General features: G+C 43.6%; 22 protein-coding genes and 1 riboswitch. Of the genes, 4 read left to right on the top strand and 18 right to left on the bottom strand.

What is annotated here, in order from left to right; all coding sequences use genetic code 11:
- Positions 1-65: 65 nt before the first annotated feature.
- The 15 genes from MKY63_RS24840 to MKY63_RS24770 form a co-directional block, all read right to left on the bottom strand.
- The gene (locus tag MKY63_RS24840) at positions 66-866 is read right to left on the bottom strand and encodes an ABC transporter ATP-binding protein (protein WP_036687549.1); all 801 of its coding nucleotides are present in this window, start codon (positions 864-866) and stop codon (positions 66-68) included.
- 55 nt (positions 867-921) lie between these two features.
- Positions 922-1,956, bottom strand: coding sequence for an iron ABC transporter permease (locus MKY63_RS24835; RefSeq protein ID WP_076273257.1), 1,035 nt, complete (start codon positions 1,954-1,956; stop codon positions 922-924).
- Entirely contained in the window at positions 1,956-3,011 is a 1,056-nt protein-coding gene (locus MKY63_RS24830; protein WP_051491521.1) for an iron ABC transporter permease, read from the bottom strand. Before MKY63_RS24830 ends, MKY63_RS24835 begins: the two co-directional genes overlap by 1 nt.
- Before the next feature lie 220 nt (positions 3,012-3,231).
- Positions 3,232-4,239: an iron-hydroxamate ABC transporter substrate-binding protein gene (locus MKY63_RS24825; RefSeq protein WP_081389272.1), complete on the bottom strand. Its 1,008-nt coding sequence runs from the start codon at positions 4,237-4,239 to the stop codon at positions 3,232-3,234.
- Positions 4,240-4,442: 203 nt separating this feature from the next.
- Positions 4,443-6,260 (bottom strand): APC family permease, encoded by a 1,818-nt coding sequence (locus MKY63_RS24820; RefSeq protein ID WP_036687552.1) that lies wholly within the window; start codon positions 6,258-6,260, stop codon positions 4,443-4,445.
- A 124-nt stretch (positions 6,261-6,384) separates the two neighbouring features.
- A riboswitch (cyclic di-AMP (ydaO/yuaA leader) is annotated at positions 6,385-6,544 on the bottom strand.
- Positions 6,545-6,738: 194 nt separating this feature from the next.
- A complete protein-coding gene (locus MKY63_RS24815) occupies positions 6,739-7,203 on the bottom strand; it encodes a disulfide oxidoreductase (protein WP_036687553.1) in 465 nt (154 codons plus the stop codon).
- A complete protein-coding gene (locus tag MKY63_RS24810; RefSeq protein WP_081382431.1) occupies positions 7,200-7,952 on the bottom strand; it encodes a DsbA family protein in 753 nt (250 codons plus the stop codon). The genes MKY63_RS24815 and MKY63_RS24810 overlap by 4 nt, the downstream gene beginning before the upstream one ends.
- Positions 7,953-8,112: 160 nt before the next feature.
- A complete protein-coding gene (locus MKY63_RS24805; RefSeq protein ID WP_036687555.1) occupies positions 8,113-9,429 on the bottom strand; it encodes a hemolysin family protein in 1,317 nt (438 codons plus the stop codon).
- A 314-nt stretch (positions 9,430-9,743) separates the two neighbouring features.
- Positions 9,744-10,208, bottom strand: coding sequence for a spore coat protein GerQ (gene gerQ / locus MKY63_RS24800; RefSeq protein ID WP_036687556.1), 465 nt, complete (start codon positions 10,206-10,208; stop codon positions 9,744-9,746).
- A gap of 121 nt (positions 10,209-10,329) precedes the next feature.
- Positions 10,330-10,761 (bottom strand): cell wall hydrolase, encoded by a 432-nt coding sequence (locus tag MKY63_RS24795; protein ID WP_036687557.1) that lies wholly within the window; start codon positions 10,759-10,761, stop codon positions 10,330-10,332.
- Between the two features lie 186 nt (positions 10,762-10,947).
- Complete coding sequence (locus tag MKY63_RS24790) at positions 10,948-11,187, bottom strand: hypothetical protein (RefSeq protein ID WP_076142195.1); 240 nt, start codon at positions 11,185-11,187, stop codon at positions 10,948-10,950.
- 490 nt (positions 11,188-11,677) lie between these two features.
- Positions 11,678-12,070: a DUF2500 domain-containing protein gene (locus MKY63_RS24785; RefSeq protein WP_036687780.1), complete on the bottom strand. Its 393-nt coding sequence runs from the start codon at positions 12,068-12,070 to the stop codon at positions 11,678-11,680.
- 194 nt (positions 12,071-12,264) lie between these two features.
- Positions 12,265-12,441, bottom strand: coding sequence for a hypothetical protein (locus MKY63_RS24780; protein WP_169744776.1), 177 nt, complete (start codon positions 12,439-12,441; stop codon positions 12,265-12,267).
- Between the two features lie 223 nt (positions 12,442-12,664).
- Positions 12,665-13,954 carry a hypothetical protein gene (locus MKY63_RS24775; RefSeq protein WP_036687559.1) on the bottom strand — a complete coding sequence of 430 codons (1,290 nt, stop codon included), beginning with the start codon at positions 13,952-13,954 and terminating at the stop codon, positions 12,665-12,667.
- Between the two features lie 30 nt (positions 13,955-13,984).
- The gene (locus tag MKY63_RS24770; protein WP_036687561.1) at positions 13,985-15,367 is read right to left on the bottom strand and encodes an amino acid permease; all 1,383 of its coding nucleotides are present in this window, start codon (positions 15,365-15,367) and stop codon (positions 13,985-13,987) included.
- Between the two features lie 172 nt (positions 15,368-15,539).
- Between MKY63_RS24770 and MKY63_RS24765 the strand changes: the two genes are divergently transcribed.
- Entirely contained in the window at positions 15,540-16,463 is a 924-nt protein-coding gene (locus MKY63_RS24765; protein WP_036687562.1) for an L-lactate dehydrogenase, read from the top strand.
- A 191-nt stretch (positions 16,464-16,654) separates the two neighbouring features.
- Here MKY63_RS24765 and MKY63_RS24760 read toward each other — a convergent pair whose 3' ends face one another.
- From MKY63_RS24760 to MKY63_RS24750, 3 genes are all read right to left on the bottom strand, one after another.
- Positions 16,655-17,626 (bottom strand): glycosyl hydrolase family 53, encoded by a 972-nt coding sequence (locus tag MKY63_RS24760; protein WP_249267770.1) that lies wholly within the window; start codon positions 17,624-17,626, stop codon positions 16,655-16,657.
- Positions 17,627-17,736: 110 nt separating this feature from the next.
- Positions 17,737-18,642 carry a tyrosine-type recombinase/integrase gene (locus MKY63_RS24755; RefSeq protein ID WP_076106781.1) on the bottom strand — a complete coding sequence of 302 codons (906 nt, stop codon included), beginning with the start codon at positions 18,640-18,642 and terminating at the stop codon, positions 17,737-17,739.
- A gap of 28 nt (positions 18,643-18,670) precedes the next feature.
- Positions 18,671-19,573, bottom strand: a complete 903-nt coding sequence (locus MKY63_RS24750) for a LysR family transcriptional regulator (RefSeq protein ID WP_076099085.1) — start codon at positions 19,571-19,573, stop codon at positions 18,671-18,673.
- A gap of 128 nt (positions 19,574-19,701) precedes the next feature.
- Here MKY63_RS24750 and MKY63_RS24745 point away from each other — a divergent pair, with 128 nt between their 5' ends.
- The 3 genes from MKY63_RS24745 (at position 19,702) to MKY63_RS24735 (ending at position 23,681) form a co-directional block, all read left to right on the top strand.
- Entirely contained in the window at positions 19,702-21,024 is a 1,323-nt protein-coding gene (locus MKY63_RS24745) for an amino acid permease (protein WP_076213521.1), read from the top strand.
- 198 nt (positions 21,025-21,222) lie between these two features.
- Positions 21,223-22,179, top strand: coding sequence for an alpha/beta hydrolase (locus MKY63_RS24740; RefSeq protein ID WP_076213518.1), 957 nt, complete (start codon positions 21,223-21,225; stop codon positions 22,177-22,179).
- 188 nt (positions 22,180-22,367) lie between these two features.
- On the top strand, positions 22,368-23,681 hold the full coding sequence (locus MKY63_RS24735; RefSeq protein WP_076213515.1) for a PQQ-binding-like beta-propeller repeat protein: 1,314 nt from the start codon (positions 22,368-22,370) through the stop codon (positions 23,679-23,681).
- Positions 23,682-23,687 lie beyond the last annotated feature (6 nt).

Below are 23,687 nucleotides of genomic sequence, written 5' to 3'. Positions count from 1 at the left end.
AACAACGAACAGGCTCCCTTGTCAATGACGGGAGCCTGTTCGTTGTATGATTTTAGATGATAAAATTACACAGCTTTATAGGCAGCAAGCTCGTAAGGAAGACACAGTGGCACACCCGTACGTGGATCCGGAACGATATCCGCTTCAATTCCAAACACTTCCCGCAATACATCTGGTGTCATAACCTCAGTAGGTGAGCCTTCGCTAACCACAGTACCGGACTTAATCGCTACCATATGCTGCGCATAACGAGTAGCATGATTCAAATCATGCACGACCATGATAATGGTACGGCCCTCTTCCTCATTCAGCTTTTGCAAAAGTTGAAGAACTTCGAGCTGATGCGCCATATCTAGGAACGTTGTAGGCTCGTCAAGGAATAAAATATCTGTTTCTTGAGCTAACGCCATAGCGATCCAAGCGCGTTGACGTTGTCCACCTGAGAGACGGTCAATAGGGCGATCATGAAAAGATTCCATGCCCGTAACAGAGATGGCGTTGGAGATGATGTTGCGATCCTCAGCGGTCATCGTGCCAAATCCCTTTTGATGAGGGAAACGACCGTAGCTGACCAGCTCAGATACCGTCAGACCGTCAGGAGCCGTTGGGTTCTGCGGTAGAATCGCTAGCTGCCTAGCAACCTCTTTAGTTGAAAAGTTATGGATCGATTTGCCGTCCAGCATTACGGTGCCACTCTTCGGCTTCATAATCCGGGCCATCGTTTTGAGGATTGTAGATTTACCGGAGCCGTTAGCACCTACTAGTGCAGTGATTTTTCCCGTAGGGATAGACAAGTTCAATCCTTTAACTATAGTAGCCTCTGCATACCCAATACTTAATTCTTCTGTATTCAAACGTTCTGACATGATCTACAACTCCCTTAAAAGTTTTATGGAGCTATGCTCCTAAGTATGAACTAATTTACGCTTTAGACTTGGCGAGTAAATATAAAAAGTAAGGTGCGCCAATAATCGCAACCACAATGCCAGTCGGAACTTCCGCAGGTTGCAACACCCATCTGCCGATGGTATCAGCGGTAATCATAAGAAGCGCCCCTGTCAAAGCACTAGCAGGTAATAACACCTGATGACGGGGTCCCACGAGCCTGCGAGCCAGGTGTGGTGCTATCAGGCCGACAAAGCCAATACCTCCGCTTACTGCGACGCAGGAGCCGGCAAGCGCTACGGCTGTTACCAGAAGGAGAATACGTTCCTTCTCCACACGCATTCCTAGACCTAATGAAGTATGGTCCCCTAGATTCAATACATTTAGAACCCGGGCTTTATAGAAGGCGAACGGTAACAGAATCACGATCCAAGGCAGCAAAGCAAGGACGAATCTCCAATCCCCACCCCATATTTTCCCGGCGATCCAAGTAGCTACAAATTGATAATTATTAGGATCAAGCCTAAGTGCCAATACAAGCTGGCAAGCATTGATTCCTGCAGCGACCGCAATCCCGATAAGGATCAGCCTTGTAGGAGACAGACCATCTGCCTTCCGGTAGGCAAGAATATAGATTAAAGCTGCGGTCAGGCCAGCCCCACCAAGCGCTAGGAGAGGCAAGACAAATACCGGAGCTGCGGTTGTAGCCGGAAAGAACGAGATGAAAATGATTACAGCAAAACCTGCACCAGCACTTATGCCCAGCGTAGCCGGTTCAGCGAGTGCATTACGTGCGAGACTTTGTAGAATACAGCCTGACACTGCAAAGCCCGCTCCAACTAACAATGAAATTACGATGCGGGGTAATCTGAAATCAAATAAAATAAGCTTTTGCTGATGTGTTCCATCACCCAGCAGTGTATGTAATACCTCCAGTGGGGATAGACGCATAAACCCTGTATTCATACTGACTATAAACACCACGACGATCAGTATAGCAAGGAGCGATAACACCGTTATGGTGCGTGTGCGGCGTTCTTTTTCATCTGGAGTAAGGGTTATTTTGGGCATTACAGCTCCCCCTTCCGCTTACTCGCTAAATAAATAAAGAAAGGTACGCCGATGATGGCAATTAAGGCTCCTAGCGGTGTCTCATACGGTGCATTTATCATTCTTGCGGCAATATCTGCAAAGATAATCAATAAGCTCCCCAGAACAGCCGAGCAAGGTATAATCCAGCGGTAGTCCACTCCAACGAAATAACGTGTAACATGTGGAATAATTAGTCCTATAAAAGCAATCGGGCCAACCGTTGAAACCGCACTTCCAGCTAAGATAACCACAACAATCATACATGCCAACTGAACTAACCTTGTCCGCTGCCCCAGACCAACCGCAACTTCTCTTCCTAAGCTGAGCAATGTAACGGATCGTGATAACATCATCGCTGCAATTAAGGCTACGGCCACCCAAGGGAATATAATCTTGATCTGAGTCCAGCTAGCTCCCCCCATCCCACCGGCTAACCAGAAGGCTATATCCTGAGATAAGTTGAAAAGAATAGCTACTCCCTGACTAATAGCAACCAATAAAGCACTAACTGCCGAACCTGCTAGTGTCAATCGCAAGGGGGTCAGGCCATTAAAAGAAAGCGAACCGATTCCGAATACGATAAAAGAGGCCACAGCGGCACCGATAAAGCAATACAACATTAGTGAAGTGAATGAGAGTGAGGGTGCAAAAGCAAATACTATTGCCAGCGCTACTCCTGCTCCTGCATTCAAGCCTAACAGCCCTGAATCCGCAAGCGGGTTTCTTGTCATCCCCTGCATGATAGCCCCTGCTACTGCGAAGCAAGCACCGACTAAGGCGCCAGCAATAGCACGTGGAAATCGCAGTTCTCTAATCACCTGATGTTTTTGTAAATCTGGATTGAAATGAAATATAGCTTCCCATACTGTAGCTAACTTGATATCTGCCGCACCCACTGAGACCGAAAGTGCCAATCCGAAGGCAATGGCAGCAAGTCCAAAAATAAGAATACCAATGGCAGCTGCCGGTCGGGTATGTAGAGCTTTTTTGGGTTCATTGTTAATACGATTTGCGAAATCTGAGGGTGAAACCATGGGTTGTCTCCTTATTCAATAGTTACAATGGTTTATATGATAACAACAATCATTCTCATTATCGCAAAAATATTTATGTTGTACAATTGCAGGAACGATTTTTCCGTAATATGGGATTGGTTTATAAAAAAATGGTGCAGATCTTTGTATCACGAGATACTTGATCTGCACGCCCTTCCCCACCGAAATGATCAGTCTCATTCATGGTGAATTACGACTTTTATTTCACAAGACTTTTTAGCACATCGTCAATGATTTTGCTGCCAGCGTTCGCACCACTGTAAAGCCAGCTGCTTGTTGAGCTCATTTCATGCACATTTCCAGCTTTTACAGCTGGGATGCCCTTCCAAATTGCACTATCTAAGATCTCCGAACCCTCAGTCTTATCACTATTTACAAGGAAAATATGATCTGCAGTCAGCTCAGAAAGCTTCTCTAGCGAGATCGGATTCCAAGTTGCTCTTGTTCCTACTGGGATCTCTGTTACTAAGTTAGGAAGCTTTACGCCAAGGTCTGTATATAATACAGCACCACTGCTGCGGGTTTCGTCTACAATATAGAAGTTTTTTTGCACCAACCATAGAATAGCCGCGGACTCTTGTCCAATAGCTCCTGCAAGCTGTTCTTTCGCAGCCGCTGCTTTAACATCATAATCTTTAATGGCTTTTTCTGCTTCAGGGGTTTTGTTCAAAATCTCACCAATCTTGAGCAAAGATTTGCGCCAATCTTGATTTAGTTCATCCCCAATTACATAAGTGGGTGCAATCTTATTCAACTGATCGTAAATCCCGTTCTGAACAGAAGACTCCGATGGGATGATAATAAGATCCGGAGCAAAGCTAGTTACAGCCTCTAACGGAAGATCGTAACTAATTGTAGGAACATCCTTCAATTCAGTGGCCAGATAATCCTGAACGCCATTTGTAACTGACCATTGAGCTACTGGAGTCACACCCAGAGTTACCAATGAGTCTTCCAAATATGAACCCAGGACGCGCTGTGGATTAGCCGGAATCGTTACTTCATGGCCCATTGCATCTGTTAATGTCTTAGGAGCAGCAGGTGCCTCTGTAGATTCTGCTGTAGGAGCTGTTGTAGGCGCTGTTCCTGCATTTGATGAACTTTCAGCATTATTATTACCACAAGCGGAAAGTAATAGCGTCATCACTATTAGTCCGCTCATTGTCACTTTCATGCTTCCTGATCTTTTTCTGTTAAGCCAAAACATTAAAAACCCTCCTATATGTAACTGCTTTGATATTCAAAGGTGACCTTTACCTCTGCTTCACTTTTAAATGATATTGATTCTCATTCTCTGTGTCAACATATAAATTTCAAATTCTGTGGATTTGCAACAATTTCCCTCATATAAAATACAAAAGAGGTTATATTCCGAACGTTCCGGATATAACCTCATCTTTAATCTTCTACTTATTTATTTAAATGATAAGGGACAGTCGCTACTACAACGTCCTTTTGATTCATTAGATACGAGCGGATTAAAAAGCTGGTCTGATTATGAAGCACGGCTTGCCACCAATGTTTGGTAATAAACTGTGGAATCAGAATCGTGATGTGATCCGTCGCAGCTGTCTTCCACTCAACCGTATCGATAAACTTCACTAACGGACGAATGATACTACGATATCTGGAGCGAAGTACAATCAGGCGTACGCCTGGATTCCATTCCTCCCACCGTTGCTCCATCTTATGAATGTCTTCTTCATCAAAGCCTACATACACAGCAACAACATTATCTGTTAGAGACTTCGCATAGCTGATGGAATGTAATACAGCACGTGTAACCCCTGCAACAGGAACAACTACAGTACTTCCTTTAATTATAGGTTTATCAGTAGCCGGACATATACGCAGTTGATCCGCAGTGTTCAAATAGTGCTTATGAATACGGTGGAACACGAACATTACAGCAGGTAAGAAAATGAATGCCATCCATACGCTTGAGAATTTAGTAATAATAAATATAAGCGTAATCGTCAATGTAGTCAGCATACCGATGGTATTTACAACAAATCTTTTCACCCATCCAGCAGGTCTTGTTTTGATCCAATGCACCATCATCCCCAGTTGGGATAAGGTAAAAGGAATGAACACGCCTACCGCATAAAGTGGAATCAAACCTTCCGTATTCCCATGGAATGCAGCCACAAGTATGATAGACATAACTCCTAGAAAAATAATGCCGTTTGAGAAGCCCAGGCGGTCACCACGGACCATAAATGCGTGTGGCAGATATTTATCTTTTGCAAACATAAAGGCAAGCAGCGGAAACGCTGAATATGCTGTATTAGCTGCCAAGAACAAAATCACTGCTGTAATCCCTTGAATGAAAAAGTACAATCCGCCACGGCCAAAGGTCGATTCAGCGATCTGAGAGACAACCGTAGCCTTTTCATCTGGCACAATACCATACCAATACGCCAGCACAGTGATTCCGGTAAACATAAAGCCAAGGATAAGTCCCATGATCATTAGCGTCTTGGCTGCATTCTTCTCAGCCGGTGCTTTAAAGTTTGGGATCGCATTAGATACGGCCTCAACCCCCGTTAGGGCTGAACAACCAGAGCTAAACGCTTTTAATAGTAGAAACAAACTTACATTAGATACGGCGCTGCCTATTTCAGGAACATTCGCATGCGCGCCACCCATTGCATATTTAACGATACCGGAGATAATCAGAACAACAATCGAAACCACAAACAAATACACTGGAATTGCGATGAACGAAGCCGATTCAGTCACTCCGCGAAGATTAATGATTGTTAATAGAACGATAACAGATACAGCGATGAGAACAGTATGATTATGAAGACTTGGAAAAGCCGATGTGATCGCATCCGTCCCTGCCGAGGCACTAACCGCTACGGTAAGAATGTAATCCACCAATAATGAACCCCCAGCGAGCAGCCCTGTCGGAATACCAAGATTGCTCTTGGCTACGATATAAGCTCCGCCTCCTTGCGGATAAGCAAATATCGTCTGCCGATAGGATAAAATCAGGATGGCCAGCAGGCCCAATACGGCTAATGCAATTGGCAGGGAATACCAGATGGCAGTAAACCCGGCAGCCACCAGTACAATCAGAATTTGTTCCGTTCCGTAGGCTACAGACGAGAGCGCATCAGAAGACAGGACAGCCAGTGCTTTAACCTTGGATAACTTTTCATGATCGAGTTCATTCGACTTCATCGGACGTCCGATCAATAGTCGTTTTACCTTGCTTACCATGGTGGATACAGTTCCTTTCTTTGGGAGCTGAAACGGAATTTCCGTGCGCTGTTTTCATCGGTGGATTTCATAAATGCAGACACAAAAATAAGCATACGGAAATGATCCGCATGCTTATGCATGGTCATTTTCCCACCTTGCTTACGAGGTTAGCTGGCGGATTCGGGCTGTGGTTATAGCCCTACGGTACAGGTCTGTTCGACCCGGTTCCGATTCACCCCATTGGCATGAATGCCAAGTTTGGTTCCCCCGTTTTTCCTAAGAAAATTCAGCGCATATTCAACTTCTCACAAGGTCTAATATTAGTCTACAAAGTGCCTACAGTAAAGCGTTGAAAAAAATGAAAAAAGAATGAAAAAACATCCAATAAGCTCAAATATAGCGTCTTATTGGATGCTCTCTTTCATTATCTTCAATTATCCCTCTAGCCCGTGATTTTAATACCTTTTCAGCTTTTTTGTAACTTCCAAAGCGAAAACTAAAATCCTAAGCTCTCCTCTGCATCTACTTCAATCATTTCTTCTTCCTTACGTCCATACCAAAGAAGGAGACTAATTAGAGCAAAAGCGATTAAAGCTAACAAAGGAATCGTAATAAATCCGAAGTAGTTCAAGTAATCTTTATTACAAGGAACACCAATTGTACAAGGTAGAACTTTACTTAACGCTGGAATCTTCTGTTCCGCATAATGATAGATTGAGATACTGCCACCAATCAAACTTAATGGAAGCACATAAGGAATGATGCGCTTATCCCCACGGAAAGTGGCAATTCCCAACAAAAATAACTGCGGATACATAAAAATCCGCTGAAACCAGCAAAGCTTACAAGGTTCATATTTCAAGACTTCACTTAAATACAAGCTACCAGCTACAGCAACCAAAGAGACAAACCAGGCCAGATAGAGGCAGTTACGCTTGCAAAAAGATAGGAATTTTGTCACTTTGCCTCCACTGCTTTTGCGGCGGCGTTAATTTCAGATGTAATCGCTTCAATATCGAAAGGTTCAGCCGTTTTCACCCCATTAATGTAGAGCGAAGGCGTAGTTGTCACGCCTGCGTCAGTTGCCAACTGAATGTCTTTCTTCAGCTCATCTGCATAAGTTTTCTCTTGGATGTCTTTACGCAACAGATCGTAATCGATCGCTAATTTCTCTTTTTCAGCAAGGCTTATCAAGAAATCCTCAGTGGCCCATTCGTCGCTCTCATCCCCTTGCTGCGCATATACAGCATCATAGAACTTCCAGAATTCATCCTTATTCTGATGGTATACAGACAATGCAGCTAGTGAAGCTGTCTCAGAGTCAGGACCAACGAAAGCCATATTTACAAAGTAAAGAGCTGCTTTTCCCTCGTTGACAAAATCTTGAACAATTTTCGGTTTCATGGAGCCAGCAAACTGGGAACAAGCTGGACATTTGAAATCGCCAAATTCAACAAGCTTAACAGGTGCATCCTCATTACCAATCCTAGGTAGCTCACTGTAATTGAATTCTACCGGTTCTCCTGTAGAGACATTCTTTGCTGCATCTTTCGAAGCTAACATAAACAATCCAACAAAAATGATAACTACTACAGCTATTGAACTAATAACTAAAATTCTCGTTTTCTGCTTCTGTTGCTCCTGTTCTACCCGTCGTTTCTCTTGTTTGCTCAACTGGGGAACATTTGGACTTTTTTTAGGTTTACTCAAGGAGAATTCCTTTCTGTCCTCTAGGGACTAATGTAGTTTTTATCATATACATTTAAAATTATATAATTATTAATCTCTTTTTGGCAAACAGTATAGTCAAAAAAACAGCGTGACTCCAAAAGGAGAAACGCTGCTCTTATTTTAAAAATATATAATTCCATCAAGCTCCAGCTTCTTCATTCAATAACTGTAACCGCAATAGCTTAATTCGAGAAATTCGCTTATTCTCAGTCTCTTCTACAATAAATAGATGATCATCAAATTCTACGGATTGCCCTTTTTGAGGTGGATTAACCTCCAATTTAGAATACAGCCAGCCGCCTATCGTATCGTAATCCTCAGTCTCCATATGAAGACCCAAAAGATCATTAATCTCTTCAATAAGCATCAAACCGTCAATGGAGTGTTCATCCTCGCCAAGCTTCTCAACACCGGGACGTTCCTCATCAAATTCATCCTGAATTTCTCCAACAATTTCCTCCATGATATCTTCCAATGTCACCATTCCTGAAGTTCCACCATATTCATCGATCAATATGGCGATTTGTGTCTTCGCACGTTGCATAACTTTCAGCAAAGCGCTAATCTGAATGGATTCCGGCACGGTCAATATTGGACGAATTAATTTCTGATAACTTTGCGGGCGATCCTTAATTAAGTCCTTTATATGGATGAAGCCTAAAATATGATCCTTATCACCATCACAGACGGGATAACGTGTCCTCATGCCATCATAGGCAATCTCAAGGTTCTCCTCAGCAGAAACATGATTATTCAGACAGATCATCTCTGTCCGCGGAATCATGATCTCCCGAGCCATGGTATCCACAAATTCAAAAATATTGTCAACCAAAGCCATTTCAGTATTATCGATAAAGCCGCTTTTGTTACTTTCCTGCATGATAATACGAATTTCTTCTTCCGTATGCGCCGTTCCCAGCTCTGAAGCCGGGGCTAATCGGAAAATTTGCAGTAAACCACGCGCCAGCCCATTAACGATCCATATCACTGGATACATGATTTTGTAAAATACATTCATCGGTCCTGCTGTTAGTAAAAGGACAGATTCAGCCTTGTTAACAGCAATGGTCTTAGGTGCAAGCTCACCTAATACGATATGCAAGATAGTAATGAACATAAGAGCAATAACCAAAGATACAACATTAACAGCAGTTTCTCCTAAACCTATGCTTCCTAATAAAGGCCCTATAAGATTAGCTATAGCTGGTTGACCCAGCCACCCTAATGCAAGAGAAGCCAATGTAATGCCGAGCTGACAGGCTGAGAGATAGCCATCCAGGTTGCTGACAATGCTTTTTGCATTAAAAGCTTTTTTACTACCTTCTTCAATCAGGGTATCAATTCTACCACTTCGCACTTTCACCATTGCATATTCGACTGAAACAAAAAATCCATTTAACAATACCAACAAAATAATAAGACCAACATGTAATATACCGGGTAAAGGGTCGCTCAATTTATACTCCTATCCACCATTTTCCGTACATGGATGGATAGGCCCACCTCCTTCGTTTTTTCAGAGTATTGGCAAAATGCTCGCCGTTTGTTCCTTTCAGTATCAATTTCCCAATGGTTTCATCTCCAGTCTAGAATCACGTTTTTGAATATATACTTTATTATATTAATATATTGGGGCAAACCGCAAGCATGCGTGTCCTTTCGAAAAAAAATGGGCAGTGATTATCAAGATTATTCCATAAATTAATCACAAATAAAAAGAACTCCTAACCGTTTGGCGTTGGAGTTCTTCTCATCGAAGATGGATTACATTTAGCGACAATTTCTCATCGTTGGAGGATTGCCAATTACACCTGGGTATTGATAAGTAAGGGGCTCATCGAAGGTAGCATAATCAAAATAAATCATAAGTAAGACGGTGCGTTGGCCAGTCGCAGGGTCACTGATAATAATGTGGTCACGGCCTGCCGCTTCCAGCACACCCTTGTAAACTTTGGCATTCCAGTCTTTGTTGTTCTCATAAGTAAAATAAAACGTACCTACTTTTCCTAAATTCAGGCGGAAAATATTTTCGATGTAGGATTGTTCGAACGTTTGTGGTGGATTCTGAACTACTACTCCCCCTGGCGTCATTGGACTACCACTGCTTACTTGAGGTGGCATGCTGCCCATGCCTTGCATTCCTGATGACATCGGCATTCCGGAAGACATTGGCATACCTGAAGAAGAGACACTACCGATGGTATAAGTTACGGGGCGGTAAGGTTGAACGATCATTTAATGAAACCTCCTAAATGTTTATCGGAGCATAAACTCCTTTGGACACAATTGAAATCACTCTTACTTTCTGTGAGAATTACTCATTTTATTGAGTAATTCTCTTTGCACAGTTACCATTCTAATTGCCGATAAATACAGTCGGGCAATCTTCTCCGGTCGGAGTAAAGAAGCAATGGGCTTTGAAGCGGCCTGTGTTTTGTTGGTTATACCAGGTTGCAGGACAATCACCTGCGGGTCTGAAGAACCACAAAGCATTGGTAGCTGGCCAGGTTCTTTCACCAGCAATTACACGTTTGGCTAGACGGATATCTGCTTCTCTGGCTCGCTGATAGAAGTATCCCTTCTGCGGCGCTTCGAAACCTCCTGGACTTTGATAGACCATGTCATTCACATTCCGAATGTTATTAAAGTCCAAGCAATTGCCAAGAATCCGGTTGACGCCAACATTGCCGACCATGAGCATACCGAGTTCTCCATCTTCCTCAGCTTCCGCTCTCATCAACCGCGCCAGCACCTTCACATCTTCCGAGTTCGTTTTGATGACGGCCACGCTGTCTCCTCCTTGGGGTCACTTCTTGTAGCAACCTCGTTCTTAACTGCATGCTGTATAGTATGTGCATTCGCCTAAGAGGTGACAGTTCCCGCCTATTTTTTAGAGTAGGGATTTTTCCTTTTAACCACTCAGCAAATCCCCTTTATCTACACTCTAAGCTGCGTTTGCCCAATTACATTCGCGTTACAGCGTAAGAGTCGGGGGCAGCTGCGGTGTTAGCGACAAAGTCAGCGTCAGCATCGATGTCCTCGTTAACGACAGCGTTAGCGTCTGAGTCGATGTTGGTGGCAGCATCAGGGTCGGCGTCGGTTTTAGCGTCGAATCGGTGCTGGAATCGTTGTCGGTTTTAGCCACAATGTACACGTCAGCGTCGATGTCCTTGTTAGCAACAGCAATAGCTTCAACGTCAGCAACAGCATCCACGTAAACGTCCGCTCAGAAGGCGCTATCGGACACAGCCGACCTTATTCGCGATATTAATCCACTTTTGGGATTCTATCGGACCCCAAAGCCCCTATTGGCCCGCAAAGCACCGATTATAAGCATCTTTCTAATGAATAGCTGCATTGGAGTCCGAAACTAGGCTCAAAAGGCTGTGAAATTACAAATAACGTCATCTGGGTCCGTAAGGTAAGAGGGTAATGAATATCTGACACTTAATAGATGATCGCACCTACAGTGAGCTTTGAGAGCTATAGTATCAGTGAGCTTTGAGAGCTATAGTATCAGTGAGCTTTGAGAGCTACAGTATCAGTGAGCTTTGAGAGCTACAGTATCAGTGAGCTTTGAGCGCTACGGGATCAGTGAGCTTTGAGAGCTACAGGGTCAATGAACTTGAATTGTACATAACCAAAACGCAAAGCAGCGATCCTCCATTAGCATGAGGATCGCTGTTTTGATTTAATACAAATGACTACTCCGCAGTTGAGTATTGTGGCTGTCGTTGGAATCCATGATATCTAGTTCCTTGATAAGTAAGCATTCCTCTATCGCCTTCTGCGCTCAAGCCATATTCATGGCCATCTACTTTAAATTCCATGCGACTGCCGCCTTCCAGCTCGTACGTTAAATAGTAAGTTGTACTCGTACGAGTTGAGCCATTCTCTTCCTGAAGCTGCTGCTGACGTACTTCAGTCCGTTTGCTAACGATATGTGCAGGGATTGTTAGTATGGGTGAGCCATTGTTCCTGCCCCATTGAAGCAAGCCCCTGCCTGCTGATATAGCAAGAATACCAATCATAACAACGATAAAGATCGGCATCACCGTTCCGGCAAAATCAAACATCCACGAAAGATCCGGGCCCATTCCCATGACAGTTTCCCCCTTCTTCCCCTTGTAATTCAGCCTAATTGCTGCGTTCTGGGTACTTCTGTACATGTATATGCCTCATCTAGTCCAGAAAGCATTAAATAAGTGAGACTAGATGCAAAAAAGACCACTTCGTTTTCTTAGAAATCAAGAATTCGAGTGGTCTCTATACAGAGTTTTCAGTTATTAAATTAAGCATGAACTAGGTCTAGCAATTTCTTAGTTTCGTCTGTCTGATCATCTAACATTCCATTTTCAGCCCAGCAAGCTCTGCATTGTTCTTCAGTTTCACAAAGATGAGCGTCATCACAGTTGTAGCAAAGTTGCAAAAGGTTTCTTGTCATATAATCTGTTTCGAATGTTTTCATTGTAATCTCTCCTATTCGATGTCTGAGTTTGTGAAAATTTGAACTTGTTTTCTATGTGTTAAATATATCACAGGATTCTTTAAATGTCATGTGATTTTTTTCACATTTATAAAGAAAATTTTAAATAAGTTTTTTCCTTATATTCAATCATTCACAAACAACAATAAACCCCCACTCTGCTAACAACAAAAGAACCTACCAACAGGCAGGTTCTTTTTCCCTATTACATTACGCGCCAGCTGATACCACCATTCGTAGTCTGTAACAGTATCGAGCGCTTGTCCTCTTTTTTCTCAATCAAAAGCCACCCCACCTCAGTGGAAAAAAACTGCAGCTTTACAATCTCCGGATATTCCAGAAGTTTAGATCGCAATACACTACTCTCTTTAAGGGGCAACCACGTAGCTCCTTGATCAACCGTATGGTAAAGAGTGTCGCCGAGTATGGTCCAACCGATCTGTGAGTTCAAAAACGTCGGAGTAATTTGACGATTAACACCAGCTTGTGCGTTCAATCCAAAGGATGCAAATTTCCAGTTAGCACCTCCGTTAGCTGTAAAATATCCATGGTAGGCGATTGTTTTTTCTTTATCCTTTTGGCAGCCAACAGACATCCAACCAGTAGACTTACTGGCATCGAAGAACTCCGGTTTGCCCGTAATTACTCGGTCACAATCCTCTAAACGTTCGTTAACCAGAAAAGCCGGCCCGAGGCTCCAGCTCTTACCGCCATCTTTTGTCATAAAGATTTTGGGAAGAGCACCTGTCTGCATTGTCACAAATCCATGTGTACTATTGCGAAAAATCATTCCAGTGGTGACGCCGGCAAACGGTATCGAATCATTAGGGAAATTCGGATTGTATTGCTCATTCTGCATCACTTCTTCCCAAGTGGCCCCACCGTCTGTCGTTGAAAAAAGTGCCTTGTTCTCTTTATTGGAAGAAGCGTTCCATGAGGTCATCAGCCAACCCCGTTTTGGTGAGTTGAAATATACAGAGGATACTGTATTAACATCTCCTAAAGATGAGATTTTCCAGCTTTGGCCACCATCTGTGGTTCGCAGCACAATCGTTTCTGTCGAGCCAAAAGCACTTCTTATAATCCAACCATGTGATGGATCCGTGAAGAAAATCCCCTTCCCATACACAGGGTTGGAGAGGAACTGCACATTTGGTGCTGGTGAAATATTAGCCCAAGTTGCTCCGTTATCCCGGGTTAAGTACAACCGGAGTTCGTTTTTGGTAACCCCCCAGGCCAGACCTTCACTTTCACTAAGCAGCTGAAAATCTGTAAGACGAGTCTGAATTTGATATTTCGGAGCGCTATCATTGTCAACATGATTGGCGTCTGGAGTAATCAGGGTTATCGTCTGTCCTTCTTCAGGTGCCTCTGTCGGCTGGGGCTGCTGAGTAGGTTCCGGGGGAGGAGATGAACAAGCCGTGACCACCCACGCTAACAAAATCAGCATCAATATTAATCTTATTCCCTTCAATCCAGCAATCTTAGATGCCAATAACCTCTCTCCTCTCGGATGGATTGAATCTTATTTATGATTCAAATTACTATTACGATAGCCGTATAGTGCATAGATTAGAAGTCCAACAACTGTCCAAATTAGAAAACCAATCCATGTCTCACTTCCTAGATTATACATCAAAATACCACAAGTTGCCGCACTTAACAGCGGAATGAAAGGTACCCATGGAACTCTGAACCCTCTTTTTAAATCCGGATGAATATATCTAAGCGCGATTACCCCTAAAGACACTACAAAAAAGGCAAACAATGTTCCTATGCTTGTCAGATTTGCCAACCGGTCCAGTGGGATGAAACCCGTTAACACGGCTATTAAGATGCCTACCATCCATGTGCTTCGTACGGGTACCTGTGTTTTAGCATTAATCTTAGATAAACTTATTGGCAGTAGGCCATCACGTGAGATGGCAAATAACAGCCGGGTTTGACCGAATAACATCACGAGGAGTACTGTAGTCATTCCCGCGATGGCTCCAACAGAGATCAGACCGGCAATCATATCCTGATTTACAAAGCGAAGCGCATAAGATACAGGATCACTAACATTGAGATCAGTATATGGAACAATACCTGTTAATACGAGTGAGACAAGAACGTACAAGACAGTGCAGATAGCAAGGGATGAAATAATTCCAATCGGCAAATCGCGTTGGGGTCTTTTCACCTCTTCTGCAGCGGTTGCTAGCGCATCAAAACCTATGTAGGCAAAAAACACTGTGGCCGCACCATTGATCACGCCATGGTACCCAAAGGGGAGAAATGGAGTCCAATTCTCTGGCTTCACATAGAAAAATCCAGTTACGATAAATAGAAGCACCACTGCTATTTTGATAAAGACCATGATGGCGTTAAAACGTGCCGTTTCTTTCGTTCCCCGAGTCAGTAAATAGGAAATTAACAAAATGATGATTACTGCAGGCAGATTTATTATTGTACCCGCTTCCGGATTATAAGCCCCCGATAGTGCGGTTGGGAGATGTATCCCAAAGCCCTCTAATAACCCCTGAAAATACCCTGACCAGCCACTGCTTACAGCCGCTGCGGCAACTCCGTATTCCAAGACGAGATCCCAGCCTAAGATCCAAGCTAATAGTTCTCCAAAGGCTACATAACTATAAGCATAAGCACTCCCGGAAACAGGAATGGTCGAAGCAAATTCCGAATAACATAATGCCGAGAGCACACAGGCAAACGCCGCTAGTAAAAAAGAAATTATAAGACCAGGACCTGCATGTTCTGCTGCGGCAACTCCTGTCATTACAAAAATACCTGTGCCGATAATGGCTCCTACCCCAAGCATTGTTAGATCCAGGGCACCCAACGTCTTGTTTAACTGCGTCCCCTCAGAACTTGTGGGTATGTTTAGAGCCTTTTTACGAAATAAATCCATCCTTACATTCTCTCCTGTCTAGTCTTGCTAAGATAATGAAATAAAAATCACATTTTAGTATGGCCTTAATTAGGGTAATGCATTAAATAAGATCAGCTTGAAAACACTACCGTTAACGATTATGATGGACAAGATTGAAACCAAAAATTTGAAATATTAAGGAGATGGAGACATGGCCCCCCCAAAACCCAATCGGGTCGTAGTTATCGGTACTGGAGCAGTTGGTACAACTACAGCCTATACATTATTGTTACGTAGACGTATGCCCGAACTCGTACTTATTGACGTTAATCATCAGAAAGCACTTGGCGAAGCACTGGATATGAATCACGGCATGCCTTTTGTCGGTGGTGTGAAGTTATGGGCTGGTACTTATGAAGACTGCCGTGAAGCAGATATCATTATAGTAACTGCCGGTGCATCACAAAAACCGGGAGAAACCCGGATAGATCTGCTTCGTAAAAATATTTCGATTTTTAAAGATATCATTGAAAAAATTACAAAGTATAACCAACATGCCATTCTACTTATTGCGACTAACCCTGTAGATATTCTGTCTTACGCGACTTTGAAAATAAGCGGGTTTGACCGCAGACGTGTAATTGGTTCTGGTACGGTACTTGATAGTGCTCGTTTTCGCTATTTGATCGGTCTTCACAAAGAAATCGATCCTCGCAGTATTCACGGACAGATCATCGGTGAACATGGAGATTCAGAGCTTCCGGTTTGGAGTCTTGCGAATGTAGCTGGGATTGATCTTGGTTTTGACGAAGCAGAACGCGAAGAAATCTTCCAAGATACCAAGAATGCAGCCTATGAAATAATTGATGCCAAAGGCTCAACCTCTTATGCAATAGCGCTTGCACTGGACCGAATTGTAGTCTCCATTCTTCATAATGAAGGCGCCGTGTTGAATGTTTCTACTTTATTAAATAACTATAACGGGGTTTCGGATGTCTATCTCGGTGCACCTTGCGTAGTAGATCGCTCGGGTGTTCGACAGGTACTGGACCTCCCACTCAATGAAACCGAACAGGCTTTATTCCAGAAATCCGCTGAGAAGCTAAAAGCAGAAATAGCTAAGCTAGAATTGTAAGCGAATCTGGCTGGAAACAGCCCTTTTTGACTACAAAAGACACAAGAAACCGTCCTTTTTATATGTGGAGCGTTGCCTCCACTATGAAAAGGACGGTTTTTAATATAACACGAATTAACTTAGCCTGCCAATGACAAAAAGATCCTTTAGCAGGCCAGGCTCACCTGAAATTCCGGATCTTTTTTATCAATTTATTTAGTGATAGTTTGCTTATAGTATTCTTTGAGAACTTGTTCGGCTTTTTTGCCATAAATATCAAAACCACGGTCAATGGAAGCCTCTTCTAAGTCATACAATTTCGTGCTCCAATCCCACCAGAAGTAACCGGCAAACCAAGGTTCATTCCAGAATGCTTCCAGCGCTGAGCGATAGAAGTTGGCCTGTTCATCTTCTGAATATGGTAAGTCTGTGTATGTAAAGTCCCATGGCATGGTGGCACACCCATGAGCACTTCGGCAGCCAATCTCGATGAATACGAGAGGCTTGCCAAATCGCTCAGACAGTGACTTAAGCCGCGGTTTCTGCCGCTCCCAACCAGCCAGCATATTCTCATAAGAATCTCCCGGCACTGAAGCTACCGGATAATAAGCGCTGGTTCCGATAAAATCCACCTCATCCAGCCACTCGATTCCTTCTTCTTTGCCATGATTGGCATTATAAATGATCGGCCCTGTATAAAGATTGGTGACCTCTTGAATCAATTGTCTCCATTCCGCAGTTCTAGACTCTGTGCCGACCATTTCGCAGCCGATACAGAACATCTCACATTCAAGTTCTTCCGCCAACTCTGCGTAGTGTTTAATGAAATTAGTATAAGAACGGAACCATGCTGCCCAATAAACATCTCCCTCTTCCGGAAATCCAATCCTAGCTCTCCAAATGCCATCCCTCGAATTCACTACAGGTTTAAGACAAACTTTAAGACCAAGCTGTTTTGCCAGTTGTACCGCATGTGTGAGATCACGATCAGTCACCGTGTAACCGTAATCATAATGAATTTCTGTTGAATGCACAGTGTCTTGCCATGTCCAAAAAGATAAGGCAATCCATTCACTACCTGTCTCTGCCAGCTTTCTCATCGAATCTTCTGCATATTCTGTACGGTATTCACCTCGTTTTGATCCCCAGCCATAAGTCATCCCTTTTAGAAAAACATTCTTCACGATTAGGACCTCCTATAAAACTCTTAATAACTGTTAGAATAAATCAATACCGTTATAATAACAAGTTATTTTTTGTTATCGATTTTCTAAGGAGGTTGCTTTCTTTTCAATCACAGCTGGATTTGTAATTTAGACATGGCCTCTTCCTTCTCACGACTCGTGATATGTGTGTATACGGTTGTAGTCTGGATCGAGGAGTGACCTAGCAGTTCCTGTACGGTACGCAGATCTGCCCCTTTTCTCAGCAGCATGGTTGCAAAAGAATGTCGGAGCTTATGGCTTGAATACGGGCGTCGCTGTGCTGCTGGCACATCCCTTTGGAAACGATCGAAGGTATCTGCTGCGATTTGCTGAATGCCTCGGATAGACAACCTGCGTCCTTTTTGTGAAATGAACATCGCTTCCTCTTTACTGCGCCAAGGGTCTAACCTTTCTGCTAACGCGGAGTCGAGAAAAGGCACTACATCCTCGGGAACCGGCACATTACGCCATTTACGCCCCTTCCCAAACACACGGAGGGAATGTCTTTCTACATTATAATCACTCAAATTCAGCGTGTGGACTTCCCCCACCCGAAGCCCCATATAGGACATCAACAAAAAAACTGCTAAATTACGCTTTTTGTATTTACCATCTATAGAAGATAAAAACCGCCCCAGATCACTTTCATCTAAGTAAACCGGCTCACGATTGATCTCAGTTTTGGATTTCTTAATTCCGGCTGCCGGGTTGTTTTGAAGTAATTCCAGCTCAATCAATGCCTTGAAAAAACAGTTAATCGCAGCATGCTTCCGGTTACGGGTGGCATCACTAACTCCACGTTCGCGGACAGAGGTCAAAAAGGAAATGACATGCAGCTTCTTCACTGTCTCAAGCTTTTTACCATTCAGACTGTCTAAAAACTGTTTCACATCTACTAAATAGGATTTTTGCGTATAGGGAGTGTACCCGGCATCCTTCATCCAGATGAGAAAGGCCTCCAGCCCTTCTTCGTAGTCTTCACACCACTCATTCATGCCTTAGAGCCTCCTTGTTAATGTTGATCTATATTAGACTTCTCCATTGCTCAGCATGTTTTTTTATTGCAAGTAAGAACTCCGTAAGCACGGGCGATTTCCATTTTTTATGATGATAGGCGATCTGCGTCGCCACACGCTGTGATTCATCATTCCAATTTAATCTGGCAAGTTTGCCTTCAGCCAGTTCATTTTTTACAGTAATTAATGGAAGAAAGGCAATGCCAAGATCAGCCATTACACATTGCTTTATCGCCTCGATACTCCAAAACTCTAACGTGGGGTCAGGAAATACACCGTAACTGTTCAAATGCCGTTCAAATAAAGTCCGGTAGGAACAGCCAGTTTCGGTATGAAGTATGGTCACTCCTTTTAAATGAAGGGGTTCTACCTCAGCAAGGTTTAATAAGGGATGATCTGGCGCTGCGATCAGCGTCATCGGCTCATGTACTAATGTTTCTATATTTAAATCTTTATCTTCCGTCTCAGGTTGCAATAAGAACGCTAAATCCAGTTCACCCGAACGGACAAAATCTGATAGTTCCCAGCAAGCTCCAGGCTTCAGAATAATTTGCACCTGCGGATATTTAGCGCGAAACTCCTTAATAATGCCTGGTAAGCGAAAAGCAGCCAGAGATTCAGGAGCCCCAATCCGCAAAGAACCCGTTAGTTCACTATCCGAGCGTAACGCGTCCTGTGCTAAATTGTGCATTCTGGATATTTCCTGTGCGAACGGAAGCAAACGACGGCCTGCGTCGGTTAGAATAATCTTTTTACTGATCCGATCAAATAATGGCTGGCCAATTTCAGACTCTAGTGCTTGGATTTGTGCAGTAATACTGGACTGTGCATAATCAAGCTTCTGTGCTGCTCTAGTAAAACTGCCCGTCTCCACTACCACTAAAAAGGTAAAAAGATGACGTGACTCCATGAATTTCCCCCTAAATGAAAATGAACCATCGGAATATTGAATGGATACTATTCAAAAATTCTGTTTTTCCAATGGATCTATTATCTGCTACTCTAGAACAAAAGACAAGGAAAGCAGGATAAAAAAACATGAAGGAATCCGGTTCAAACACTTTACAAAAAAACATTGGCATGCCTCAGGCTATTGCCCTTTACATCGGGGCTGTGTTGGGTTCTGGGGTCTTAATTGTTCCTGGTTTAGCTGCAGAAATGGCGGGTCCCGCTTCATTACTGGCGTGGGGATTTATGTCGTTGCTGATTTTGCCGATGGCCTTATCAATGGGTCTGCTCTCTGCTAAATTCCCTAACGCCGGAGGTGTGTCCCATTTTGTAACGCTTGCTTTTGGTCCAAAAGCTGGCTCACTGGTGGGGTGGTTTTTTCTGATGTCCGTTCCGATTGGTGCACCTGTTGCTGCACTGACTGGAGCGGGTTATATGACAGCCGCTATGGGCTGGGACGAATCTGCGAGAATTACTATCGCCGCTATTATGCTGGTCATTGGTCTGATTACGAACTGGATTGGCATGCAGGTCACTGGAAAGGTACAGATAGCGGTAGTAATAGCGATTGTTGCTGTGCTGGTCTTCTCCTTTGCTACTGCACTGCCTCGCATGGAAGTCGAACACTTCACTCCCTTTGTTCCACATGGATGGATGAGCATTGGCCAGGTTGCAGCAATCTTATTCTGGTGTTTTATTGGCTGGGAAGCTGTCTCACACCTATCTGAGGAGTTCAAGGACCCACAGCGTGCCGCCGTTAAAGGGGTCACCATCGCCGCTATTATAGTAGGGATTCTATATTTTCTCTCCGCACTAGCAACTGTTGGTACACAAAGCTACCTCAAAGGTGGAGCAAGCACATCACTCGTCTGGATTATTAGTCAGCCTCTTGGGCGCTGGGGAGGATTTATCGCCGGACTTACCGGTCTGTTCATCTGTACAGCCACAATTATTGCCTATGCAGGAGCTGCCTCACGTGTGGCTTATGCTTTATCGCGCCAAGGCTCCGCACCGAAATGGATGGGTAAAATATCCAAACTATACCATACCCCTATCGGTGGCATAGCTTTTCTTCTGCTCTGTTTTGTAACAGTGATGACACTGTATGGCAGCGGGTCCATCTCCATCACCACTCTGATCCAGTTTCCGAACGCTACTTTTATCCTAACCTATATCGGAGGTTGTGCCGCAGGGATACGCCTGCTCAAAGGAAGTCGCTTAGGCGTGACGATAAGCTGGATTTCTTTTTTAGCAACAGCTGCTGTGTTTCCTTTTACGGGTTGGGCGATAGGCTATCCGCTGCTCATCACTTTGGTGTTCGTTTGGATTATCCGTAATAAAAGTAAACAGAGGATAAGTGTCACTGAGGAAATTAGTCGTGGAATGCATGAGAAACAACAAAAGGTGTTGTAAGGCTCTAACTGCGTTTGAACCTCTCCCAAAGGAATAGTTACACTGGTTTCCGAAACCGTGCTCAATAGGCGATAAATGTGCAAATAGTGTCAAATCTCTAACTAGTCGTAAACTGGCATTCGTTTCAGCAGCTGCTTAGATGGTTATGGAATGAAGAGGGTATACTAGACTATGACCAGTCAAAGGAGACGATAAATCATGCCAAACAAAACTAAGATCATTCTTGAGCCAGCAGCTCAAAAATTTGCCGATGATAATGCGAAACCTCCCTTTCTACCTGACCTTGGGCCAGAAAAAGGTCGTGAAACGGTAGATAGCGTACAATCCAGTGATATATATAAACCGGAAGTTGATATTGAAGATCTAATGGTGCCAGGTGGACCTAACGGTGATGTTTCCATAAGAATCGTTCGTCCCCCAAGCTCCTCATCAGCATCGTTGCCTGTTATCCTGTACATTCATGGCGCAGGCTGGGTGTTTGGGAATGCCCATACCCATGATCGCTTGATCCGTGAACTAGCTGTCGGAGCGGAGGCCGCTATTGTTTTCCCAAATTACAGCCTCTCCCCAGAAGCTAAATATCCTACAGCTATTGAAGAAATCTACGCAGTTCTCCAGTGGACAGCTGAAAAAGGAAGCGAGCACGGATTTGATACTAGCAAGCTTTCTATAGCCGGAGACAGCGTCGGTGGGAATATGGCAGCTGCTATTACTCTCATGGCGAAAGAACGGAGTGGACCGAAGATAGCGAAACAACTACTATTCTATCCGGTAACGGATGCCTCGTTTGATACTGAATCCTATCATGAGTTCGCCGAAGGTTATTTCTTGCAGCGGGACGGCATGAAATGGTTCTGGGATCAGTATACCACTGACCCTGAGGAACGAAATCAAATCACTGCCTCTCCTCTTCGGGCTAACCTAGAGCAGCTACGGGATTTACCAGATGCACTGGTTATTACTGGTGAAGCAGATGTGCTACGGGATGAAGGTGAAGCTTATGCCGCCAAATTGCGGGAAGCTGGCGTGAATGTTACGGCTGTCCGCTTCCAAGGCATCATTCATGATTTTGTCATGCTGAATCCTTTAGCCGAGACTCATGCTAAAAAAGGAGCTATCAAGTTAGCGACTACATGGCTTCGTGAAGGTTTCTAAACAAATCAACTGTTGACATATTCTTTTACTAGGCGAATTGGTTCTCACAAGAATTTTGTGCGAAACTGATTCGTCTTTTCTTGTTAACATAATATTTATTATGTTAACAAGTGTATTTTTACAATTGAGAAACAAATATCCATTCCCTGCGTCAATATATTATAAATGATCTATAAGGAGCTAAAATCGTGAAATATGTACCGTTTATCCTAAAGACCGTTATAGCATCCTCCTTGCTCGTATCTGGAGCTGGTGTATATTTGCCTGGTGCTCAAGCAGCAGTAACAACCCCTGCCTCCTCTTCAACAACCGTCGACTCTATCACCACAATTAAACCCTTATGGCACGACAAGGCAGATGGTCAAGGAATTTATAGCCAACAGGCCCCTATTGCAAATGGATTATTCTATTATTCATCAGGCGGGACACTAAAGGCCGCCGATCTCAGTACAGGCAAAGTTAAATGGTCCTACAAAAACGGAACAAATCCTGAGATTATAACGAATAACTCGGTTTTCTTTATCACTTATGAGGGTTATCTTGTAAAAGTTAATGCCCAAACGGGGAAATTGCTTTGGAAGGTTAAGGCTGCCAAAGATCCGATTGAAATCGGTGCTTTCGCGGAGTTAGTTAACGGAGTGTTGTACTTCCGGAACGAGCATGGTGGAATTGCAGCTTATCACCCGGTTACTGGTAAAAAAATCTGGGAGAATAAAGACATCCCTATGTATGTAGGAAGTATCGACGGCCTATATAACGGGGTATTGGTAGTATCCAGTACTGTTGATAATAGGCGTACACAGTTTTTCGGGCTCGATCCGGCTACAGGCAAGAGGTTATGGAGAATTCAGGGATTTTATAGCTTTGTTGCTTACCGGGATGGTGAATTATTACTCCGCGAACAAGCAAATGCTGCAAATGATGCCTCTAACGAGCCTCTTAAAGGCTATCAGTTGACCTTGGTACATGTTGATGTTAAAACTGGAAAAGCGAAGACCAAAAAGAACTATAAACTGCTCGAAGATGTCAGTAGACTCGGTAATTATTTCACATCACTTCAAGGCTCGTATCTATATACAGTCGATGGAGGTTTAGACCAATGGGGGGGTCATCCACTATACCGCTTTACCTTAGGTCAAGAAACAGCGAGTGAACCCAAAAGTTATGAGGAGTACGGAAATTGGGTGGCTGGTCCAGTAAATAACATGGCTTTTTTCCAAAAGGATGCACAGATCACTGCCGTTCAAATGAACGATAATCGCATTATAAGCTTCAACGGGCCGGACAGTCCTGCGTTAAGCGTTCAATCTATGGGTAAGGGGCTATACGCCGGCTATGAGAACGGATATTTCCTTATCATAAATGCAGAAACAGGAAAAGCGCTTGGCAAAGTAAAAACTGGAGCACAACAATACGGCAAACTATTCAGTGCGAATGGTATTCTCTACATCCAGACGGAGCACAATATATTCGCGATTTCTCTGCCAAAAGAATTAAAATAGTTGTTG

The organism is Paenibacillus sp. FSL R7-0189, assembly GCF_037969925.1.
In the GTDB taxonomy this organism is placed as follows: domain Bacteria; phylum Bacillota; class Bacilli; order Paenibacillales; family Paenibacillaceae; genus Paenibacillus_AQ; species Paenibacillus_AQ odorifer.
Note: the sequence above shows the minus strand (reverse complement) of the source record. Positions and strands in the feature narration are given on the sequence as shown.

Excerpts from the sequence above, each read along its gene's own strand:
- MKY63_RS24785 (WP_036687780.1), bottom strand. The coding sequence starts at position 12,070 with ATGGGCCCGGATCTTTCGTGGATGTTTGATTTTGCCGGAACGGTGATG.
- MKY63_RS24780 (WP_169744776.1), bottom strand. The coding sequence starts at position 12,441 with ATGAAAACATTCGAAACAGATTATATGACAAGAAACCTTTTGCAACTT.
- MKY63_RS24825 (WP_081389272.1), bottom strand. The coding sequence starts at position 4,239 with ATGTTTTGGCTTAACAGAAAAAGATCAGGAAGCATGAAAGTGACAATG.
- MKY63_RS24740 (WP_076213518.1), top strand. The coding sequence starts at position 21,223 with ATGCCAAACAAAACTAAGATCATTCTTGAGCCAGCAGCTCAAAAATTT.
- MKY63_RS24835 (WP_076273257.1), bottom strand. The coding sequence starts at position 1,956 with ATGCCCAAAATAACCCTTACTCCAGATGAAAAAGAACGCCGCACACGC.
- MKY63_RS24750 (WP_076099085.1), bottom strand. The coding sequence starts at position 19,573 with ATGGAGTCACGTCATCTTTTTACCTTTTTAGTGGTAGTGGAGACGGGC.
- MKY63_RS24755 (WP_076106781.1), bottom strand. The coding sequence starts at position 18,642 with ATGAATGAGTGGTGTGAAGACTACGAAGAAGGGCTGGAGGCCTTTCTC.
- MKY63_RS24840 (WP_036687549.1), bottom strand. The coding sequence starts at position 866 with ATGTCAGAACGTTTGAATACAGAAGAATTAAGTATTGGGTATGCAGAG.
- MKY63_RS24770 (WP_036687561.1), bottom strand. The coding sequence starts at position 15,367 with ATGGATTTATTTCGTAAAAAGGCTCTAAACATACCCACAAGTTCTGAG.
- MKY63_RS24745 (WP_076213521.1), top strand. The coding sequence starts at position 19,702 with ATGAAGGAATCCGGTTCAAACACTTTACAAAAAAACATTGGCATGCCT.
- MKY63_RS24820 (WP_036687552.1), bottom strand. The coding sequence starts at position 6,260 with ATGGTAAGCAAGGTAAAACGACTATTGATCGGACGTCCGATGAAGTCG.
- MKY63_RS24765 (WP_036687562.1), top strand. The coding sequence starts at position 15,540 with ATGGCCCCCCCAAAACCCAATCGGGTCGTAGTTATCGGTACTGGAGCA.
- MKY63_RS24830 (WP_051491521.1), bottom strand. The coding sequence starts at position 3,011 with ATGGTTTCACCCTCAGATTTCGCAAATCGTATTAACAATGAACCCAAA.
- gerQ (WP_036687556.1), bottom strand. The coding sequence starts at position 10,208 with ATGATCGTTCAACCTTACCGCCCCGTAACTTATACCATCGGTAGTGTC.